This is a genomic window from Saccharothrix sp. CB00851 (assembly GCF_001905065.1).
Classification (GTDB): domain Bacteria; phylum Actinomycetota; class Actinomycetes; order Mycobacteriales; family Pseudonocardiaceae; genus Actinosynnema.
This window is the reverse complement of record NZ_LWLC01000040.1, coordinates 48649-66259: the sequence shown is the minus strand read 5'-3', so window position 1 is coordinate 66259 and position 17611 is coordinate 48649. Positions and strand designations below refer to the sequence as shown.

Genomic DNA, 17611 nt, shown 5'->3' with positions numbered 1-17611 from the left:
CGGCTGGCTCAGCCCCGACGAGTACGAAGCCGCCTGGCACACCGCCCAGACCCAGCCAGCTACCATCCCGGCGGCACCGACCGCATCCAGGTAACAACCACCTCGGGTTATCGGGGGAAGCTCAACCTGGGCTTCGCCCGATTCGCCGGTGTATCGCAGTCGGTCCCGAGGCTCCGGGCCTACAAGATAGTCGCAGAACGTTGGACCGAGGCGATGTTGTCAGCCGAAGTGGAGCTGTGGGACGTCGTAGAGGCTTGCGTTGCGGCGGCGGATGAGGGCGGGCTGCGCGACTTCGATGATCAGCATCTCGGTGAGGAATTGGACTCGTGCGTTGAGCAGGTGGCTGGTGTACCCAGCGGCACTGTGCTCTTTGAGGCCGACCGAGACGTGGATGTGGGGGTGGACCTTGCTGTCGGCTTCGTCGTAGGCGAGGGTGCCGCCGCCGAACGCTTCGACGTTGGTGAGGTGGACCTTGGACCAGACCGGTGCCTGGGGATCTTGAAGCTTGTCGCACGTGCCGACGATGTCGACTTCGCTGAAGCCGGCGATGAAGCTGGGGATGTAGGCGTGTCGGACCTGGTGCTGGTCGCAGAAGGCGGCCAGTTCGGTGAAGAAGTCGTCGCCGTGGTCGAAGGCGACACCGAAGCTGCGGCCGAGGGTGAGTTCATGGCTGCGCACGGTAGGTCCTTATCCGGTCGTGGTCGTATACGGCCAGTCGTCGGCTGTGCCGTGGCCGCCGGCTGCGGCGAACGCCGCCGTGATGGTCTTGCGATCGCAGTCAGCATCCGCGGAGAGGAGTCCGTGGAGAAGCAGGCGGGCCTTGAGTGGGTCGAGGAAGCCCGCCCGGATGAGTCCGCGCGACAGTAGATCGCGTTCGGAGCCGGGGAATGCGTAGGTCGTCGACAGCACGGATCCGGCTCCGGTGCGGGAACAGAGCACGACGGGGATGCGTGCGGCGATCTGTTCCAGATGCGTCACCCAGGTGACGGGGACGTGGCCCACACCGAACGCCGCGACGACGAGGCCGTCGAGCTGGCCGGCCAACGTGGGCAGCAGTGATCCGTCATCGCCAAGGCAGGCGGTGACGACTCCCACCCGCACGTCCCGACGGTTACCGGTGTCGGGGAGGAGTATGCGGTCGACGGGCCTGTTGACGATCTGCGGACGGCCTTCGACGAGGTAACCGAGCGGTCCCCCATCGGAGGACTTGAAGGTGGAACCGCTGGTGGTGTGGGTCTTGCGGACCCGGTGAGCAGCATGGATCTCGTCGGCGAAAACGACCAGACAGCCGAGGCCCCGCGCGATTGGGTCCGCGGCGGTCTGGATGGCGGCGAGCAGGTTGGCCGGCCCGTCAGCGCCGGCGAGGGTCGGGTTGCGCATCGCGCCGGTCACGACAACCGGCTGTGCTACGGCGTGCCGCAGATCGAGGTAGTAGGACGTCTCCTCGATGGTGTCCGTGCCCTGCGTGACCACCACACCGTCGACTCCGGCAGCACACCGGTCACGGATCTCGGCCGTCAGCGCGGCAAGGTCTTCGAAGGTCAATGACGCACCCGGCACACGGCGGAAGTCCACCACCTCGACTTCGACACCGGTGTTCGCCAGACCTGGTACGGCGGCGACCAACTGCTCCGCGGACAACGCGGGCACGACGCCGCCGCCTGTCGTCGATGTCATCGCGATCGTCCCACCCAGGCCGATGACCACGACGCGACAAGCAGGCGTGCTCGATGCTTCAGGCGACACGAGCGGTCCTCTCCGATCCGGGGGGCCGGTTGATCACCACCCTAGTCATTCCGCCCGGCGGCACTTCCGACGAACCGGCAGGCCCGTTCGAGGCCTTCCAGGGAGAGCAGGCGGCTCCGTGGTTCGGCGAGCCCAGCGGCCCCGTACTCCCCGAGCTCCGCGCAGCGTCGGGTCAACCACGTCCAGTCCAGCTGTAGGTACTCGGCCAGCTCGCGCAAGCGTTCATGAGCTGTCGCGCCTCGGGCCATCGAATGCGCGCGGGCGTAGTTCAACGCGTCGTGGAACTCGCGCAGCTTGGGACGGTGGTCGGTGATGTCGACCTGCCAGATGCCGTCGGCACCCATCCAGTTGGCCACCACCGCGCGACGCCGGTCAGCCACGAACCCGTCCAACGAGCCGTACTCGGGGTCGACGACGACGTCCACCTGGATGTCGAACGACTCCATCAACGCCACGGCAAGCAGCAGGAGCACCCGTTCAGGGCGGCTCGACCCTGTGACGGCCGTGTTCGGGACGCAGAACGTCCTCCTCAAGTCGGCCTGATTCGTCGCGGTTCTCCGCAAGTAGTCGAACTTGTGGGCGAAGAACAGCCACGTGCTCGCCTCCTCGCCGCGTTGCTCACGGGTCCAGAAAACCGGCGCTTCGGAGAGCGAGTCGGCGTGGCGAAGGATGTGCTGGGCGCAGAAGTTCGAACCGAGCCACATCCGCGATACCGGGGCGAGGTCGGCCGCCAGGTCACGTCCCCCCACTGATCTCGGTAGATCTTCGAAGATCGCCAGATGAGCGCTGGCCTCGGCGAGTGCTGCGTCGTCATCCAGGAGCGCTTCGTCAAGGTTCGCCACTGACCACAGGACCGCCATCGCGAGATCGTCGATCAGGTATGCGCGTGACATGAGCAGTTTGGTGCCAGGCGATGCGTTGGCCAGACGACGGCGCGCCTGGCGGGAGTCCAGACCGTACAGTGCCGGTCCTTCGTCCGATTCCACCACGCCGACGACGAGGCCTCGTCGAGGACGCCGAACGAACGGATCGTCTGCGAAACCCAGTGGGACCCTGCTGATCACTCGCTCGTCGATGTCGGCAGGAAAGGCCTTCACATCGATCGAGGCACCCAGGAAGAATCGTCCTGCGCCGCAGGCAAGCACCGTATCGCCGAACACAGACGAGGAAACACCGGCGGAGTCCAGGACAGACTGCGATGAGCCGGGGACTTTGACCGCCTCGATCGACCCACTGCCGCGGCGGCGCCTCTGCTGCTCAGCTCGGGCTCGCTCACGAAGTGCAAGGAGCTCACCACGCGCGTCGAGGGCTTCGTCGATAGCCTTCACCACCTCAAGCGACGGCAGGTTGTGGCCCGGCCTCTCGGCAAGGGACACGTACTGGCGTGTATAGCCGATCCGCTGAGCAAGTTGCGGCTGGCTCAGTTTGGCGTCGTTCCGACGCCGCTTGATCTCTTCAGCGAGCAGCGTCGCGGGAGGAGGCGCCTCGTCGTAGGCCCGGTCATCGCTCACGGTCGACTCCACTGCACCAGGGGGCAAATAGAGGGCAAATGCTCGGCGTAATCAATTTGCCCCGTTCCGTAATCATAGCTGGTCCGGGTCGAATGTCCCCAGGGTGATTCGGGGTGATTACGGGAGGCAGGTGCAGTCGTGCGACCGGTGGTTCGAGGTGAGCGCGTCCGCAGGTCGGGTCTTCGGCTGCTCAGCACGGTGGAGCGGGTGCGGTTGCGGCCGGAGTTGCTGGAGGTGGTCGAGTACCGCAAATCGGGGTTGAGCCTGAACTGGATCATCGGGTGCCCGTTGAACTGCGGGTACTGCGTGCGGCACCTGTTCGACAACTACGGGATGAAGGTGCCGGTGGCATTGATGGGTGAGGAGGAGGCGGTCGCGTTGCTGACCGGGCATCGGTTCTTCCAGCCGCACGTGACGCCGATCCAGCTGCTCAACCGGGCGACGGACCCGATGCTGCCCGCGGTGAAGCCGCACCTGTTCCGGTTGTTGCGGCTGCTGGACGAGCAGGGGCTGACCAACCACGTGCTGGTGATCACCCGGTGGCGGGTGGAGCCGGAGGACTGTGCCGCGCTCAACGCGTTGCGGAACCTGAAGGTGACGCTGTTGGTCACCCATTCGGGTATCGACGATCCACGGATCGAGCCGGTGAACTCGGCCATCGCCGCGACGTCGTTGCGCACGGCGTTCGAGCACGCCGACCGGTACCGGGTGGTGTTGTACTGGCGGCCGATCGTGCCCGGCCTCAACGACACCGACGCCCACCTCGACCACGCCCTGGACCTGGGCCGGTCCGCGCATGCGACGGTGTTCACCGGTCTGTTCTACCGCGACCAGATCCGCGACTACTACCGCGCCCAAGGCCTGCCCGAACCGTACGAGGAGGGGGCGCGCCGCAAGGTGTTCCCGCAACGGTTGGAGCGACGCATCCTGACCGCCGCCGCACGCCACCCGGACGGGGCGGTGTTGTTCCGCAAGACCTCCTGCGCGGTGGCATACGCGCACGGCGTGGCGGACTACAACGGCCACTACGGCATCCGCGAGTTGTGCGACATCTGCCCGGCCTCGCAGCTCGGCCGGTGCGCGACCGAGTGGGCCCCGCCGGACCCGAACACGGCCGCCGCGCTGGCGGCCGAGCTGGGCGGCGGCTGGTCGCGATCACCGACCGGGCCGTGGTCGTGGACGGCTTGGACGAGCAGGCCCGCTATCTCATGCAGCACAGTTTCGGCTTCCAGGTCCACGACGTGACCAAGCCGCACCACCCGCACCGTCACGGCCGCGCCGACATCGGCTGGCCCACCACCGTGGAGGCATCATGACAGCCCCGCCACCCGCCGCACCGTTGCCCGACGTGCTGGAAGGCCACCCGTTGGTGCTGGTCGACGTCGAGGGCAACGGCGGCCGGCCGCCGCAGATCGTGGAGATCGCCGTCCTGCCCGTCGACGGGACGGTCACCGGACGCGACCTGCGCAGCTGGCTGGTACGCCCCTCCGTGCCCATCACGCCGTTCGCCCACCGCATCCACGGCATCGGCAACGACGAGGTCGAACGCAAACCCCACTGGCACGGCGTCTCCCACGAAATCCAGCCGGCGCTGACCGGCCGCACCCTGGTCGCGCACAACGCGGGCACCGAGTACCGGGTGCTGAGCGCGCACCTGCCCGGCTGGCAGCCGCCGATGGTGCTGGACACCCTCAAACTCGCCAAACACGTCTGGCCCGACCTGCCCGGGTACAGCCTCGACACGCTCGTGACCCACGCCGACCTGGACACCACTGGCATCAGTGATCAGCGCCCGCACCGCGCAGGCTACGACACCTGGTGCGCCTGGTTGCTCTTCCGCACCCTCGTCGACCAAGCCGGCCTGGATTGGGACGACCTGGTCCGCGTCGCCGCCCACGCCGACTTCCAGCACGACCACGCGCAGGACGGATTGTGGTGACCGGCGAAGTGGAGAAACAGGTCGCAGTCGCGGTGCTGGGCGCCCACTCGACCGGCAAGAGCACCTTCCTCGCCCGACTCGCCCACAGGCTGCGCCGCGAGCACGTTCAGGTCTCCACGGTCGCCGACCTGGGCGAGCAGGCCCAACGCATCGGGCTGCCGATCCTGCGCAACCACACCTGGGCCTCCACCCTGTGGATCATCACCAGGGGCATCAGCGAGGAACTCGAAGCCTGGATGCACGCCGACGTCGTCCTGGTCGACCGCCCCGTCCCCGACGCACTGGGCTATTACCGCGCGGCCCTCGCCTACCGCGGTGAACAACCGGATCCCCGCGTGCAGGCACGCCTGGAAGCCCTCGTCCGCGATCACAGCACGACCTACGACCTGCTCTACCGCACCACCCTGGACCCCGAAATCCCGCTGGGCGACAACAAACACCGCGACCCCGACCAGACCTTCAGACAACTGGCCGACCACCATGTCGCCGCGGTCCTGCACGACCTCGGCCTGCCACACCGACTGCTGCCCTTCGGCGACCACGACCAAGCACTCGACGACACCCTGGACTTCATCATGAGCAGGCTTTCCAGAGCGGAGTACGACACATCCTGATCACCTCGTCGGCCGTGACACCCCGGTTCCGCCGCGTCGTTGGAGTTGGGTCCGGCACGCGGCCTGAATCGCCTGAAGCGTCGCCGTTGGCACCAACCCACGATCACCGGGAGGAGCATGTCATGACTCAACACCGGAAAGGGAACGTCGTGCTGCGCCTGCTCATTCGCATGGGGTGGCAACAGGATCCCGCCTTGTGGACCGTCCGTTGCCGAGACCGGGACGGCCGACGTGCACGACTGGCGATCCGCTTGGCCGCAACGGGTATCTCGATCGACGGCACCCACGCCGATCAGTTGGTCCTGACACCTCTTGAAGTCGGCAGGCTGCGAGCTGCTCTCCGACAGGCACTGCTCGCATTCGACAGGCTCGCGGGCTGCGACACACAGCCCGAACACACCGTCACCGCACCGCCGAAGTCCACCAAACCGCTGGACCGCGTACGGGTCCGTCTTTCCACCCGGCCCACGGTGTCGGCGATCCGCGCCGGGCTCGCCGCGCCACCGACTCCTGACGTCCAGGAGACGAGCGATGAACAACTCCGCACCAGGCCTCGCCGATTCGTGGCTTGAGCCGTTGCCACGACACCGCCCGCGGCCATTGCCGGTACCGCCAGACCCGGGCATGGCCCGGATCGCCACGGCGCGCTGTATCCGGAGAGGCCGTGCCCACCGGAACGAAACAGCCTGACGCCGGTTCCACCACCTGAACCACCCGGCCCGGTTTGCACGCCGCTCGCCCACGCGGATCACGCCACCCCCACGTGACCGCCGTGCGCAGAGCGCCGAACCGACGCCGGTCGCCGGGGCGGCAGGTTCCGCGCAACAAGTTCGGGCCCTCGCCGCGAGACCGGACGACATCACCAGAAGCCCGCTTCAACGGTTTCCGTGACCAACCATCCCCCGGCACGAAGCAGCTGGCCGACAGCTTCACCGCGGCCGGCTACGCCGTGACCCTGCCTCACCACGTTGACCGCGAGCTCGGCGTCCTGATCGTCAGCGAGGCCGCACCGTTCGAATACGACTTCTACCGCGACCTCACCCGCTACCACACGCCCACGCCACCCCCGACCTAGCCGACAACTCCTGACCTGCGCCTGCCTCCATGACACCCGCATGCCGCAAGCAGACGGCACCCGGCTCACCGACCACTCCGGACTCGCCGTCACCTTGAACCTCAACCCCGCCACCAGGCTGCTAACGTCCGACCCCACCACGGTGGCCACCCAGCACGACGAACCCGAATTCACCCTCTTTAGCCGCCCCACCGGCCACCGCTGCCCCGACCGCCACAGCCCGAGGGACACCGCACGGATGGCCGGCACCCCCAGCACCACCCCACGCATCGGCGCACGCGTACTCCTGCTCGACCCCGCTGACCGGGTCCTGCTCATCCACGCCCGCGACCCCGACCAACCCGACCACCACTGGTGGGAACTACCCGGCGGCGGCCTCGACCCCAACGAAACCCCCACCGACGCCGCCCGCCGCGAGCTCACCGAGGAAACCGGCATCCACCACATCACCCTCGGCCCCAAACTCTGGATCCGCGAAAGCCGCTTCCACTACCGCGGCCGACAGCACCACCGCATCGACCACGTCTACCTCGCCCGTACCACCACGACCACACCCCAGGTCCCACTCAAACCGACCGAGAACGAGAAACTCGGCCTTATCGAGCGCCGCTGGCGCACCCTTGACGACCTCACCCACTGCACCGACAAACTTCTCCCCGCCCAACTGCCCGACCTGCTGCGACAAGTCCTCGACGGCCGCCTCCCCGCCACCCCGCTCGTCCTCACCGGCTGACGACCCCACCAGGTGCCCCACCTACGACCGTCGAGGCGTGGACTCGGGTTCGTCACCGAGACGGAGGGAGGTCAGGAACGCGACCGCAGCCCGATGCACCGGCTCGTCCGGTGGCACGACCTCCAACAGTGCGACGAGCGCGAGCATGCGGTCCTTGTCGACCGCCTCGAAGTACCGGATGAGGTAGGTGTTCCAGCGGCTGTCCACCCGCAGCAGCACATCACCCCCGCAGAGTGCGTCCACCAGCACCGGCATCCCGTCGTGCTCCTCGACCCGCCAAGCCGGCAACGGCGCCACCAGACGCCGGAACCGATCGACCATCCGCTCGTACTCGTGCCGCTCCACGCGACCACCCCTCGATCACCGACCACCCACCCACACCTCATAGGCAGGGGTTCGATTCCACGTCAAGATGAATCACACACCGTGCCCACCCTGTCGGCTTGTCAGCGGGTGGGATGATGAACGTCCGCCGGGTCGAGGTCGTGGCACAGGCCGCGCCAGGACGGGTGGCGGAGCCGGTGGTCGGTGGTCCAGTGGCGGAACTCGACCTCACCGACGAGCACCGGCTCGACCCACCGCGCGTCCCGGGCGAACTCGCGCGGGACCGGCGTGCCGAAGGGACTGGTGGAGCGCCGCAGCCCTTCCAACCTCCGCTGCATGTCCACCAGAGACTTGTCAGTGAAGCCAGTGCCGACGTGTCCGACGTAGACCAACCCGACCTCGTCGTACGCACCCAGCAACAGCGACCCCACCGTGCCCGAGCGCCGCCCCTGACCCGGCTTCCACCCACCGACGACAACCTCGTGGGACCGACGCAGCGGCGTCCTGATCCACGCGGGAGACCGTCGACCCGGCTCGTAGCGCGACGCAGCGCGTTTACTGACGATGCCTTCAAGGCCGTGCTGCTCCGCGACATGAAGGATCGTCGCGGGCTCGGTGTCGGGGAAGCTCGGCGGGACCTGGATCGGATGTTCACCGGGCAGTTGCAGCGCGGTGAGCATCGCCCGCCGCTCGTGATACGGCAGGTGCTGCGTCGACCGCCCATCCAGGACCAGCAGATCGAACACGTAGTAGGCGACCGGTGCGACGCGCAACGCCCGGACACCCACGGTGCTGCGAGTGCGACGCTGCAGCAGCCCGAAGTCAGGGCGCTGGTCGGGCCCGAGGGCAACAATCTCGCCGTCGAGCACCACCGTTCGCCCGTGCAGCAGCTCCGGCAGAACCCGCAGCTCCGGGAACCGGTCGATCAACTCCAACTGGTTGCGGCTGAGCATCCGCACCCGGTCCCCCTGACAGTACGCCACGCCGCGGTAGCCGTCCCACTTGAACTCGACCGCCCACCCTGGGCCTGCGGGAGGTTCACCGAGGGTGGCAAGCATCGGCGCGATGATCGGCTGATCAGCAGGAACAGCGGCAGCGCGTCCCACCTCGACCACCTCCAGCACCGGCAGGTATTCATCGTCACCGGGAATCAGGTGGAGCGCGATCGCACAGACGACAGGCAGCCACCTGCACCACATTCACACGACTGGCGAGCAACAATGCCGACAAGATCATCATGACGTGACCGGCCCCTACATCGATGCGATCAGGTCCGAGAAGGACTGTTACCAGCAGGCGGATCACGTCGGGGCCCACGAGGGAACACCCCCGATCGCCTTCACGACAGCCAGCATCGCCGCCAACGAGGGACAAGACACGGCCCTGTACGAGCTCGCCTACCGTCTACCCTCGTCGGTGACGTGAACCAGAACCCGACGTGGCCTCGGCCCGCCCCCGCTTCGACCTGCATGATCACCCGACACACGCACCTATCGCCGCTGCGCCTGGGTGCCAGCGTTGCGCTGGCGCAACGGTCAGAACGGCTCCTCCTCCAACTCCGACAGCCGACGTATTGCCGTCTTTTCCGGCATCAGGTGCCGCATCCGGGAGGGGAGAGGCCCAGTCCGGATTCGTCGCGCGAGCTCGTTCATGACGAGGGCGAACCATGGCAGGTAGATGCGAATAGTCCTCATGAGTCACACGTTCGAGTGAACGACGCGGGTTGCGTGTAACGCAATGCGACTGAACATCGAAGATCGAGACATCCCATCTGACAGGTTGTACTCGACCGTGAGACGAGTGCTGACCGAATGCTCTCAGGAGTCCATGTGCGACTTGCCGCAGTGGAGGCTCGCAACTTCCGCTCACTCCGCTACGTAACGGTGCCGCTACGCGAGCGTCTGACCGTCGTGATCGGAGAGAACAACGCTGGTAAGTCGAATCTGTTGGATGCGATCCGTCTGCTGACCGACCCGCTCGACGGCCGCAGGGACCGGTACTGGGATGTCGACGACGTCTCCAGGATTCCCGACGCCGCAGCCGCCGAGTTGGCCGCCAGGTACGTCATGACGTCGCCCGAACAGCTGGGAACCTACAGCCAGGGAGTCCTCGCCGACTCGTCCACGGTCCGCTATCAGGTGACGTACACGCCTCCGGTCGGGACCGAGACTCGAGGCCGGACCACGTGGGTCGCCGGTCAGGAGACGTCCAGCGATCGCGACCCCGAACCCGAGGCCCGCGAGCGATTGCGGCATGTCTACCTGCCACCGCTGCGCGATGCCCAGCGAGAGCTGAACTCGGGTTCGGGCAGCCGGTTGCGCATCGTGCTGCGCTACCTGTTGGCCGAGCACAACGTCAGCGAGACAGACTTCGTCAACACCGTCAAGGACAAGCTGGCCAGTCTCCGGAAGGATCCGGTGTCCGGCGAGGTGCTGAAGGGCGTCGAGCAGGCGGTGAGGGCTCCGCTGGCCGACGTGTCGGCGGGCGCCAGTCCCCAGGATTCCGACGTCTCGTTCGTCGACCCGGACCTGCTGTCCATCGCGCGATCGCTGCGTATCCGGATGAACGATCACGGTCTCGACCCCAGGAACATCGCGGACTCGGGACTGGGTTACGCGAACCTGCTGTTCATCGCCACCGTCGTGGCGGAGTTGCGCGCAGCCCAGGACCACGACCTGACGGTGTTCCTCGTAGAGGAACCCGAGGCACACCTGCACCCGCAACTCCAAGCCCTGCTGCTGGAGTACCTGCGTGACGCCGCTGAGGCGTCGACCGCCCGGACCGACACCTTCGGATACGCCGGGCGCATCCAGGTGGTCGTGACGACGCACTCCCCTCTCGTCGCCGCCTCGGCCGACATCGAGGACCTGGTGGTGATCAAACGCCATCCGCTTTTGTCTCGGGACAAGCACGCGTTCATCGTCGACCGATCGGCGCCTTCACAACCCGAGCCTTCGGTTCCGGGCAGAGACGAGAGCCTTTACGAGACCAAGGCGATCCCGCTGGCTTCGTTGGAGCTGAACGGTGGCGAGGGCAAGCTCAAGCGCTACCTCGACGCGACCCGCAGTGCCATGTTGTTCGGCCCGCGCGTCGTCCTGGTCGAAGGCATAGCCGAAGCTCTGCTCGTGCCCGCCTTCGCACGCCAGGTCCTGCGCCGTCCTCCGACCACGCCGCTCTTCCAGACCGCCCGCAACCTGGGCGCTTCGGAGCCGAAGCGGGACGACCATGACGATCGGGCGAGCTGGGCACGATTCGTCGGCACCACGATCGTCGCGATCGACGGTGTCGACTTCGAGCCCTACATCCGGGTGCTGCTCACTCCTCACGAAGGCGGCCGGGTCGCCGAGCAGGTCGCCGTCATCACCGACGACGACCCCGCGGCACCCGGTGATCGACGCATCGCGTTGACCAAGCTCGCGGTCGAACTGGAGGCCGAGGACAGGCTCCAGGTCTTCGTGGCACATCCGACCCTGGAACCGGAACTCCTGCGTGCCGGCTCCGCCAACGACGCGGTGATCAGGGATGCCTACATGCGGCAGCGTCCCCGCGCGGGCAAGGACGACTGGGAACGGATCGACGCTCTGGCAACCAGCTCCGAGAGGATCACGGCGTTTCAGCGGGAGTTCGCACAGCACAAGCTGCGCAAGGGCGACTTCGCCCAGGCGGTGGCCGAGTTGAGCACCACGAGTCCCGAATTCGTGGTGCCGGAGTACTTGAAGGCTGCGATCACCTGGATCTCCGAGGCACACGCGTGACGACCATCGAGGCAAGGCGAAAGCAGGCCCTGCTCCGGCAGAAGGACGCCATCGAACGACCGGCCCCGCTGTACGTCCAGGCATGTCCCGGAGCCGGCAAGACCAAGGTCATCGTGGAACGGCACCTGTCCGGTGGCGCCATGCGCGGCAGGCGCGGACGTGCTGTCGTCTCGTTCACCAACGTGGCATGCGACGAGGTCGTCCGACGGTGCCGTGAGGCAAGGCGTGACGACCTCCTCGCGTTCCCCAACTTCATCGGCACCATCGACACCTTCCTGTGGCGCTACCTCGTCCGCCCCTTCCTGCCTGGAGGAAAAGTCTGGGAGCGGCTCGACTCGTGGGACCGGATCAACGCGAAAGTCGACATCCCGGGCGAACCCAGGTACCGGCCCCGGCTGAGCGACTTCCAGTTCAGCCGCGACGAATCCGCGACCGCCTGCACGGCCCGACTTCAACCTTCCAAGAACTTCACCCTCTACCGAGCGCTGAAGAAGCAAGGACTGCTCGACGCCGCAGAGAAGGCAGCGCTCAAGACCCGCAAGAGGTACATCGACCTCGGATACGTCACCGGCCACGAGGTTCGCATCCTCGCCCTGCACGCGATTAACAAACCCGACGTTCACCCCATCGCCACGCTGTCCACGAGGTTCACCGAAGTGGTCATCGACGAGGCACAGGACTGCTCGCACATCGACCTGGCGATCTTCGCCAAGCTCCGTGACACCGGGCTTCCGCTGGTGTTCGTCTGCGACCCCGATCAAGCGATCTACGAGTTCCGGGGCGCGCGACCGGACAAGGTACGCGACTTCGGCATCACGCTCGGTTCTCGCGTCGACCTCACGGGCAACTGGCGCAGCAGCAGCGCCATCTGCAACCTGGCGGCCACACTGCGGCCCACACGATTCGCACGACCACCCGACGATCCCATCGGCCGACACCACGACGAGCCCGCCGGCATCGTGCTGGTGAAGACGGGCAACGGCACGCTCGACCACGCCCTCGCCGTCTTCACCGACCGCGCCGACGCCATGGGCGTCCCGACCGACAACCGACTCGTTCTCGCCCACTCCGCGGCCAACCTCCCCCGACAAGCCGGCCCGACAGGCAACCCGCCCGACACCCCGGCAGCACGCGTCGCCTGGGCCGCCACCATCCTCTCCGCCCCGCACCAAGGCCGACGCCGTCGCGACAGCGCCTACGGCATCCTTGAACGGTGCCTGCTGGACTACTGGTACGCCCATACCGACGGGAAGAGCACCAAGAGCCTGTGCGACCGACTCGGCATCGACAACCAGACACTCCGATCCACCGCCGCCAGGTTCGCAACCGCCCTACCCGACCTGGACCAGGGAACCTTCGGGAACTGGTGCACCGCGGTCAACAAACTGCTCAAGCACCATCCACCACAACCGGACATCGTTCGCCAGGACAACCGTGGGTCACTTCGCCCAAGTCCAGCACTGAAATCGGAGACCGCGCGTGAAGCGGGAGGAGCATCGTCTAACAGCAAGTCCGAGCCAATCCGCACCTCTCTGATCCACCAGGTCAAGGGTGAGGAAGCCGACGCCGTCCTCGTCATCGTGCCACCGAAGGACAAGCGCACGGATGCCGTGATCGACGCATGGATCTCCGGTGTACACGAAGACCACGTCGCCGAGAGCCTGCGAGTGTTGTACGTCGCCGCGACCCGAGCCCGTCGACTCCTCGCCATCGCATTGCCCGAGTCTGCTCACGACCGCATCGCAGCGCATCTCAAGGACAACAACGTGCCCGTCGACCTCGACATCGTATAGACCCGAACTCAGAACAAGTACCGACTGACAACGACAGTGCTGTGACGATGTAACGACGCAGCCAACCACAATCCATCGTCATTAACATCAATCACGTCTCAGAGAAAACCAGGTCCATACCCAAGCAGGGGGTCCAAGCGAAGACGCCACGATGCTGGTTCCCGTTTACCCATTCAACGATTGGCATTTGGTGGGAACCCATTGCTTGTGGGGGAGGGAGTCACGGCAGGAACGTCACAGCACTCGGCTGAGGTGCGTGAGCGAGCGGTGCGACTGACCCAAGAGCAGGTTCGAACTTCTTGATCAAGCCGAGCAATCGGCACCCTTGGTCGCGCTGTTGAACTCGACGCGCAGTGCAATGGCGAAGTCGGGATCTCGGTCGGCGGCAACCGCAATCTCGGACCGCGCCGCGGCATCATCCTGCGGCGGGTACCGTCATCGTGAACTCGCCGGACAGCGGTCCGTCGGCCTGCGCCGCCGCGACGGTGACGTCGTCGGCCAACGTGCGCCACCAGCGCTGCGCGGCGGAGTGGTTGGCCTTCTCCACCACGCCCTTGCGGTTGCCCCGCCGAGGCGGACAGACCACCGACCGGACTCCATAGTGCTTGGCCACCTGGGCGAACGCCGCCGTGATCCGTCCCGACGCCGGCGAACAAACCGTGGCCATCCGGTCGAACCGCCAGACCCGGGTCACCCCGCCCAGCTTGCGCACCAACGCGTCCAGCGCCTCGACCAGGTGCGGGAAGTCCTCCGCCTCGGCCAGCACCGCCCGCCACCGACCCGAGTGCGCCACCGCCCCGACCAGCAGATGCGCGTGCCTCCCGAGTCCCCAGGCGGCGGGCGGGTCGGGCAGCTCGACCCAGTCCCACTGAGTCTCCTCGCCCGCCGGGTGGGTGATGATCGCGACGTCACGACCCCTGGTCGCCTGGCAGGGTTCACAGTGCGGTCGCAGCCGGTGACGGCGCAACGCCCGGGTGAAGGTGGAATACCCGCCGCCGTAACCCAACTCGGTGATCTCGTCGAGCAGCGTCGAGGCCCACAGATGCGGATCGTCGACCAACCGCGCCCGGCAGTACGCCACGAACGGCTCGAACGGGTCCGCCGTCGACCGCCGCCGGCGCCCTGGGACTACCTCGCCCGCCAGGTAACGCCGGATCGTCTTGCGGTCCCGCTTCAGGTGACGGGCGATCGCCGAGATCGACCAACCCTGCTCGCGCAGCGCCTGCGCCTCCACGTCCTCCTCCAGCGAGAGCATCCAACCTCCAGCCGAACGGTCCACGGTGACCAACACCAAGACCGTCGTCCGGAAGCAACTGACCAGCGCAAACGACGCGCCGGAAGGACACCCGACTGGGGAACTAACAAGAGCGGGGCTGGCCCATTTCAGAGAGCACCATCAGGCTCGGCTACCAGATCTCCACCGTGGCGCAGCAGCAGTCCTACGGGGCGCTGGCCCGTCGCGAGGGCAACGGTCGGCTCCCTGGCCCGACCTCTCGCTCCGCGCCATGAACGCGCTGCAGTCGACGGCCGTTACGTCGACGACGCCCCGACCGTATTCAACCGGCCTTACGCGGGCTGACGAACACCCTCGACACGGCCGGTGCGGACCCGGTCGGGTTCGCACCGGGACCGACCTGGCTGCCCGATATGTTGACCGGATGAGGCGGGTCCACGAAGACGACGACCACTGGCCCGAGTTCGGCACGCTGACCGTGCGCGACACCTGGCTCGGCGACGGAGGGGACGGCCCTTTCGAGCAGCACGCCTCACGCGTCCAGCCGTGCGGGACGATCGCGCGCACCGGGCACGGCTGGTTAGAGGCGGCCGCCGGGGACGGGCCGGTAGCGGTGCGCATGGAGCTGCACGACAGCACGCCGCCCGAAGACACCGCCGAGTGGGAGGACGTGGTCGAGATCCCTTACCGGAGCCGGTCCGGGGCGGTCGGCCTGACCTACGTAACGGGTGGACCGGGGGACGAGCACCTCCGGTTGGCGGGGCCGGGTCTGTACCGGGTGCGGGTGTGCGCGGGCCCCTCGGCGGACGAGGAGGTCGAGGCGGTGTGGCGGCTGTGCTTCTGGCCGGTGGCCGAGGTCGAACCGCCGCGGTGGTCGGCACGCGCCCGGCCCGCCGTGCCGGTGGGCGACGGTGGTTGGCGGCACCTGTTCGGCTACCACGTCACCGATCTGCTGTTCGCCGCGTGGGCGGCGCGGGACGCGGACGGCGTCACCACCATCGACGCGGTACGGCAGTGGGGGAAACGGCACCACCGGGGCGCGGGGTGGCTGGACGGACCGTTACCCGAGCCGGTGCACCGCGAACTCGACCCCGTCGACGTCGCCGCCCAGTTGGGCGTGCCCGCACCGACGTCGCTGCGCGACCTGTTGCCCGTGTTCGCCGCCGCCGGGCTGCTCGTCGCCGACGGGGACGGCTACCGGTGGCCCGAAGTCGAGCCCAAGGCGAAGGACGTGCTGGACCTGTCGCCCGCGCGCCGCGCCGACCTGGTGCTGCGGGAGGAGCTGGACCGGTTCCGGTCCTTCGCCTCGGACCTGGTGTCGGTCGCCTTGTGGGGAGGTGCCCGGCAGACGGTCCCCGGGCTGGCGGCGCGCACGCTGGTGACCGAGGACGACGTGCGCGCCACGCTGGACTGGGCCGTGCGACACGCGCTGCTGGCCGTCGACGAGAAGCTGATCCGGGACCTGGCCACGTTGCGGTTCCTGGACGACGCCTCCAACGTCCTGCTGGTCGGCCCGCCGGGAGTCGGGAAGACCATGCTGGCCACCGCGCTCGCGCGGGGCGCGGCCGAGGCCGGCAACCGGGTCTACTTCACCACCGCGGCCGACCTGGCCGCCCGTTGCCACAAGGCCGCCGTCGAAGGGCGCTGGTCCTACTGCATGCGCTTCTTCGCAGGCCCCAAACTGCTGGTGATCGACGAGCTGGGCTATCTCCCGTTGCCCGGCGACGGGGCCTCGGCGTTGTTCCAGGTGATCAACCAGCGCTACCTGAAAAGCTCGACGATCTGGACCACGAACGTCGGGATTGCCGACTGGGCAACGGCTTTCGGTGACGCCACCGTCGCCGCCGCGATGCTCGACAGACTACTCCACCGCGCCGCCGTGGTCGGCATCGACGGACCTTCCTACCGGCTGCGTTCCCACCAGTCCACTTCGGACAAACTACGCAAGGCGGTGAACCATGCCGGCTGAGCCCGTCACCAAGACCTGCCCCATCTGCTGGGAGACCTTCACCGCCACCGGCCGCCAGGCCCGTCACCGCGTCTACTGCTCCAAGCGCTGCAAGAGCACAGCCGCCGGTCGACGCGAACGCGGCGAGTTCGTCCCCGAAACACGAGTCGTCGGTGGCGGCCCGACGCCGGCGGGCACACCCATGCAGCCAGCGCTCGTCGAACACCTCCCACAACCTGCCGCGCACCGCGAATGCCCCCACTGCGGCGGACCCGTCACCATCGTCGCCCTGCTCACGACACCCGAGGCAGCTCGGCCCCAGATGCCCATCGCAGCACCCGATGGAGTGATCCCACTCCGTCGCTGATCGCGGTTACGCTCCAACCGCCGGCTGGGGAACTTCACAGAACATGGCTGGCCCTTTTCGCAGAGCGCCATCAAGCCCGCTGACCGTGAGGACCGGCACGCGCAGGTCACCTGTGAACACGATTCCCTGGACGTTGCGACACGGCAGGAGGGTCCGCAGCGACGCGGGGAGCCGCGGCCAACCGTCCGAGGTCGGCACGCAGGCCCAACCGGGATCGGGCGTACAGCCGCACGACGGCTACCTGACCGGGTTCGGCCGACGCAAGTTGCTGGCCGTCGTCGCAACCCCCCGTGTTCCAAAAGGGGTTCCCACCCGCCGACTGTTCGAGGGCACACCTGCCGCTCATCGCCTGCCCGATCGCGCTCGCGTCCGCCATCTGCCAGTTGCCGGGTTGAGGGCTCGCGGCGGACTGTAAGACAGCGGACCACCCACCAACCCCTGATACACGCCGTTCTCGATGCCCGCCGCGTCCCACCACGCTGGCACCGACGGCATGGTGCACTGCGCGACGCTGCGGAGGCGTCAACCGCTCGTACCGACGCTCTGGAGTATGCCGGGCGCATGCAGGTGGT

16 protein-coding genes are annotated in these 17611 nt (G+C 67.5%); 10 read left to right on the top strand and 6 right to left on the bottom strand.

The features are described 5' to 3' along the window. Nucleotides 1-219: 219 nt before the first annotated feature. The 3 genes from A6A25_RS33045 to A6A25_RS33035 are packed head-to-tail and all read right to left on the bottom strand — an operon-like array spanning nucleotide 220 to nucleotide 3257. Nucleotides 220-678, bottom strand: coding sequence for a PPC domain-containing DNA-binding protein (locus A6A25_RS33045; RefSeq protein WP_073896936.1), 459 nt, complete (start codon nucleotides 676-678; stop codon nucleotides 220-222). 9 nt (nucleotides 679-687) lie between these two features. Then, on the bottom strand, nucleotides 688-1746 hold the full coding sequence (locus A6A25_RS33040; protein WP_241829041.1) for an asparaginase: 1059 nt from the start codon (nucleotides 1744-1746) through the stop codon (nucleotides 688-690). 41 nt (nucleotides 1747-1787) lie between these two features. Beyond that, the gene (locus A6A25_RS33035) at nucleotides 1788-3257 is read right to left on the bottom strand and encodes a helix-turn-helix transcriptional regulator (protein ID WP_073896948.1); all 1470 of its coding nucleotides are present in this window, start codon (nucleotides 3255-3257) and stop codon (nucleotides 1788-1790) included. Between the two features lie 138 nt (nucleotides 3258-3395). On the opposite strand from A6A25_RS33035, the gene A6A25_RS33030 reads away from it, so the two are divergent. The 6 genes from A6A25_RS33030 (at nucleotide 3396) to A6A25_RS33010 (ending at nucleotide 7618) form a co-directional block, all read left to right on the top strand. Continuing rightward, entirely contained in the window at nucleotides 3396-4502 is a 1107-nt protein-coding gene (locus A6A25_RS33030) for a radical SAM protein (protein WP_241829040.1), read from the top strand. Between the two features lie 67 nt (nucleotides 4503-4569). Beyond that, nucleotides 4570-5196 carry a 3'-5' exonuclease gene (locus A6A25_RS33025; protein ID WP_083668871.1) on the top strand — a complete coding sequence of 209 codons (627 nt, stop codon included), beginning with the start codon at nucleotides 4570-4572 and terminating at the stop codon, nucleotides 5194-5196. After that, nucleotides 5193-5810 (top strand): AAA family ATPase, encoded by a 618-nt coding sequence (locus A6A25_RS33020; protein WP_158073858.1) that lies wholly within the window; start codon nucleotides 5193-5195, stop codon nucleotides 5808-5810. The genes A6A25_RS33025 and A6A25_RS33020 overlap by 4 nt, the downstream gene beginning before the upstream one ends. 122 nt (nucleotides 5811-5932) lie before the next feature. Next, complete coding sequence (locus tag A6A25_RS43505) at nucleotides 5933-6382, top strand: hypothetical protein (protein ID WP_143193564.1); 450 nt, start codon at nucleotides 5933-5935, stop codon at nucleotides 6380-6382. Between the two features lie 191 nt (nucleotides 6383-6573). Further along, entirely contained in the window at nucleotides 6574-6885 is a 312-nt protein-coding gene (locus tag A6A25_RS33015) for a hypothetical protein (protein WP_073896933.1), read from the top strand. A gap of 142 nt (nucleotides 6886-7027) precedes the next feature. Continuing rightward, complete coding sequence (locus A6A25_RS33010) at nucleotides 7028-7618, top strand: NUDIX hydrolase (RefSeq protein WP_241829039.1); 591 nt, start codon at nucleotides 7028-7030, stop codon at nucleotides 7616-7618. Nucleotides 7619-7639: 21 nt separating this feature from the next. Here the strand turns inward: A6A25_RS33010 and A6A25_RS33005 are convergent, their stop codons facing one another. Both A6A25_RS33005 and ligD read right to left on the bottom strand, forming a co-directional pair. After that, nucleotides 7640-7963: a hypothetical protein gene (locus A6A25_RS33005; protein WP_073896931.1), complete on the bottom strand. Its 324-nt coding sequence runs from the start codon at nucleotides 7961-7963 to the stop codon at nucleotides 7640-7642. Between the two features lie 101 nt (nucleotides 7964-8064). Then, on the bottom strand, nucleotides 8065-9066 hold the full coding sequence (ligD, locus tag A6A25_RS33000) for a non-homologous end-joining DNA ligase (RefSeq protein ID WP_338013242.1): 1002 nt from the start codon (nucleotides 9064-9066) through the stop codon (nucleotides 8065-8067). Nucleotides 9067-9184: 118 nt separating this feature from the next. Between ligD and A6A25_RS32995 the strand changes: the two genes are divergently transcribed. From A6A25_RS32995 to A6A25_RS32985, 3 genes are all read left to right on the top strand, one after another. Then, nucleotides 9185-9367 carry a hypothetical protein gene (locus tag A6A25_RS32995; protein WP_073896930.1) on the top strand — a complete coding sequence of 61 codons (183 nt, stop codon included), beginning with the start codon at nucleotides 9185-9187 and terminating at the stop codon, nucleotides 9365-9367. A gap of 404 nt (nucleotides 9368-9771) precedes the next feature. Then, nucleotides 9772-11697 (top strand): ATP-dependent nuclease, encoded by a 1926-nt coding sequence (locus A6A25_RS32990; protein WP_073896928.1) that lies wholly within the window; start codon nucleotides 9772-9774, stop codon nucleotides 11695-11697. Next, nucleotides 11694-13490, top strand: coding sequence for a UvrD-helicase domain-containing protein (locus tag A6A25_RS32985; RefSeq protein ID WP_073896927.1), 1797 nt, complete (start codon nucleotides 11694-11696; stop codon nucleotides 13488-13490). Before A6A25_RS32990 ends, A6A25_RS32985 begins: the two co-directional genes overlap by 4 nt. A gap of 415 nt (nucleotides 13491-13905) precedes the next feature. Here A6A25_RS32985 and A6A25_RS32980 read toward each other — a convergent pair whose 3' ends face one another. Next, nucleotides 13906-14745, bottom strand: coding sequence for a helix-turn-helix domain-containing protein (locus A6A25_RS32980; protein ID WP_241829038.1), 840 nt, complete (start codon nucleotides 14743-14745; stop codon nucleotides 13906-13908). 403 nt (nucleotides 14746-15148) lie between these two features. Between A6A25_RS32980 and A6A25_RS45960 the strand changes: the two genes are divergently transcribed. Next, the gene (locus A6A25_RS45960; protein WP_241829037.1) at nucleotides 15149-16693 is read left to right on the top strand and encodes a DUF6042 family protein; all 1545 of its coding nucleotides are present in this window, start codon (nucleotides 15149-15151) and stop codon (nucleotides 16691-16693) included. The last annotated feature ends 918 nt before the right edge of the window (nucleotides 16694-17611 follow it).

Excerpts from the sequence above, each read along its gene's own strand:
- A6A25_RS33025 (WP_083668871.1), top strand. The coding sequence starts at position 4,570 with ATGACAGCCCCGCCACCCGCCGCACCGTTGCCCGACGTGCTGGAAGGC.
- A6A25_RS43505 (WP_143193564.1), top strand. The coding sequence starts at position 5,933 with ATGACTCAACACCGGAAAGGGAACGTCGTGCTGCGCCTGCTCATTCGC.
- A6A25_RS32980 (WP_241829038.1), bottom strand. The coding sequence starts at position 14,745 with ATGCTCTCGCTGGAGGAGGACGTGGAGGCGCAGGCGCTGCGCGAGCAG.
- A6A25_RS45960 (WP_241829037.1), top strand. The coding sequence starts at position 15,149 with ATGAGGCGGGTCCACGAAGACGACGACCACTGGCCCGAGTTCGGCACG.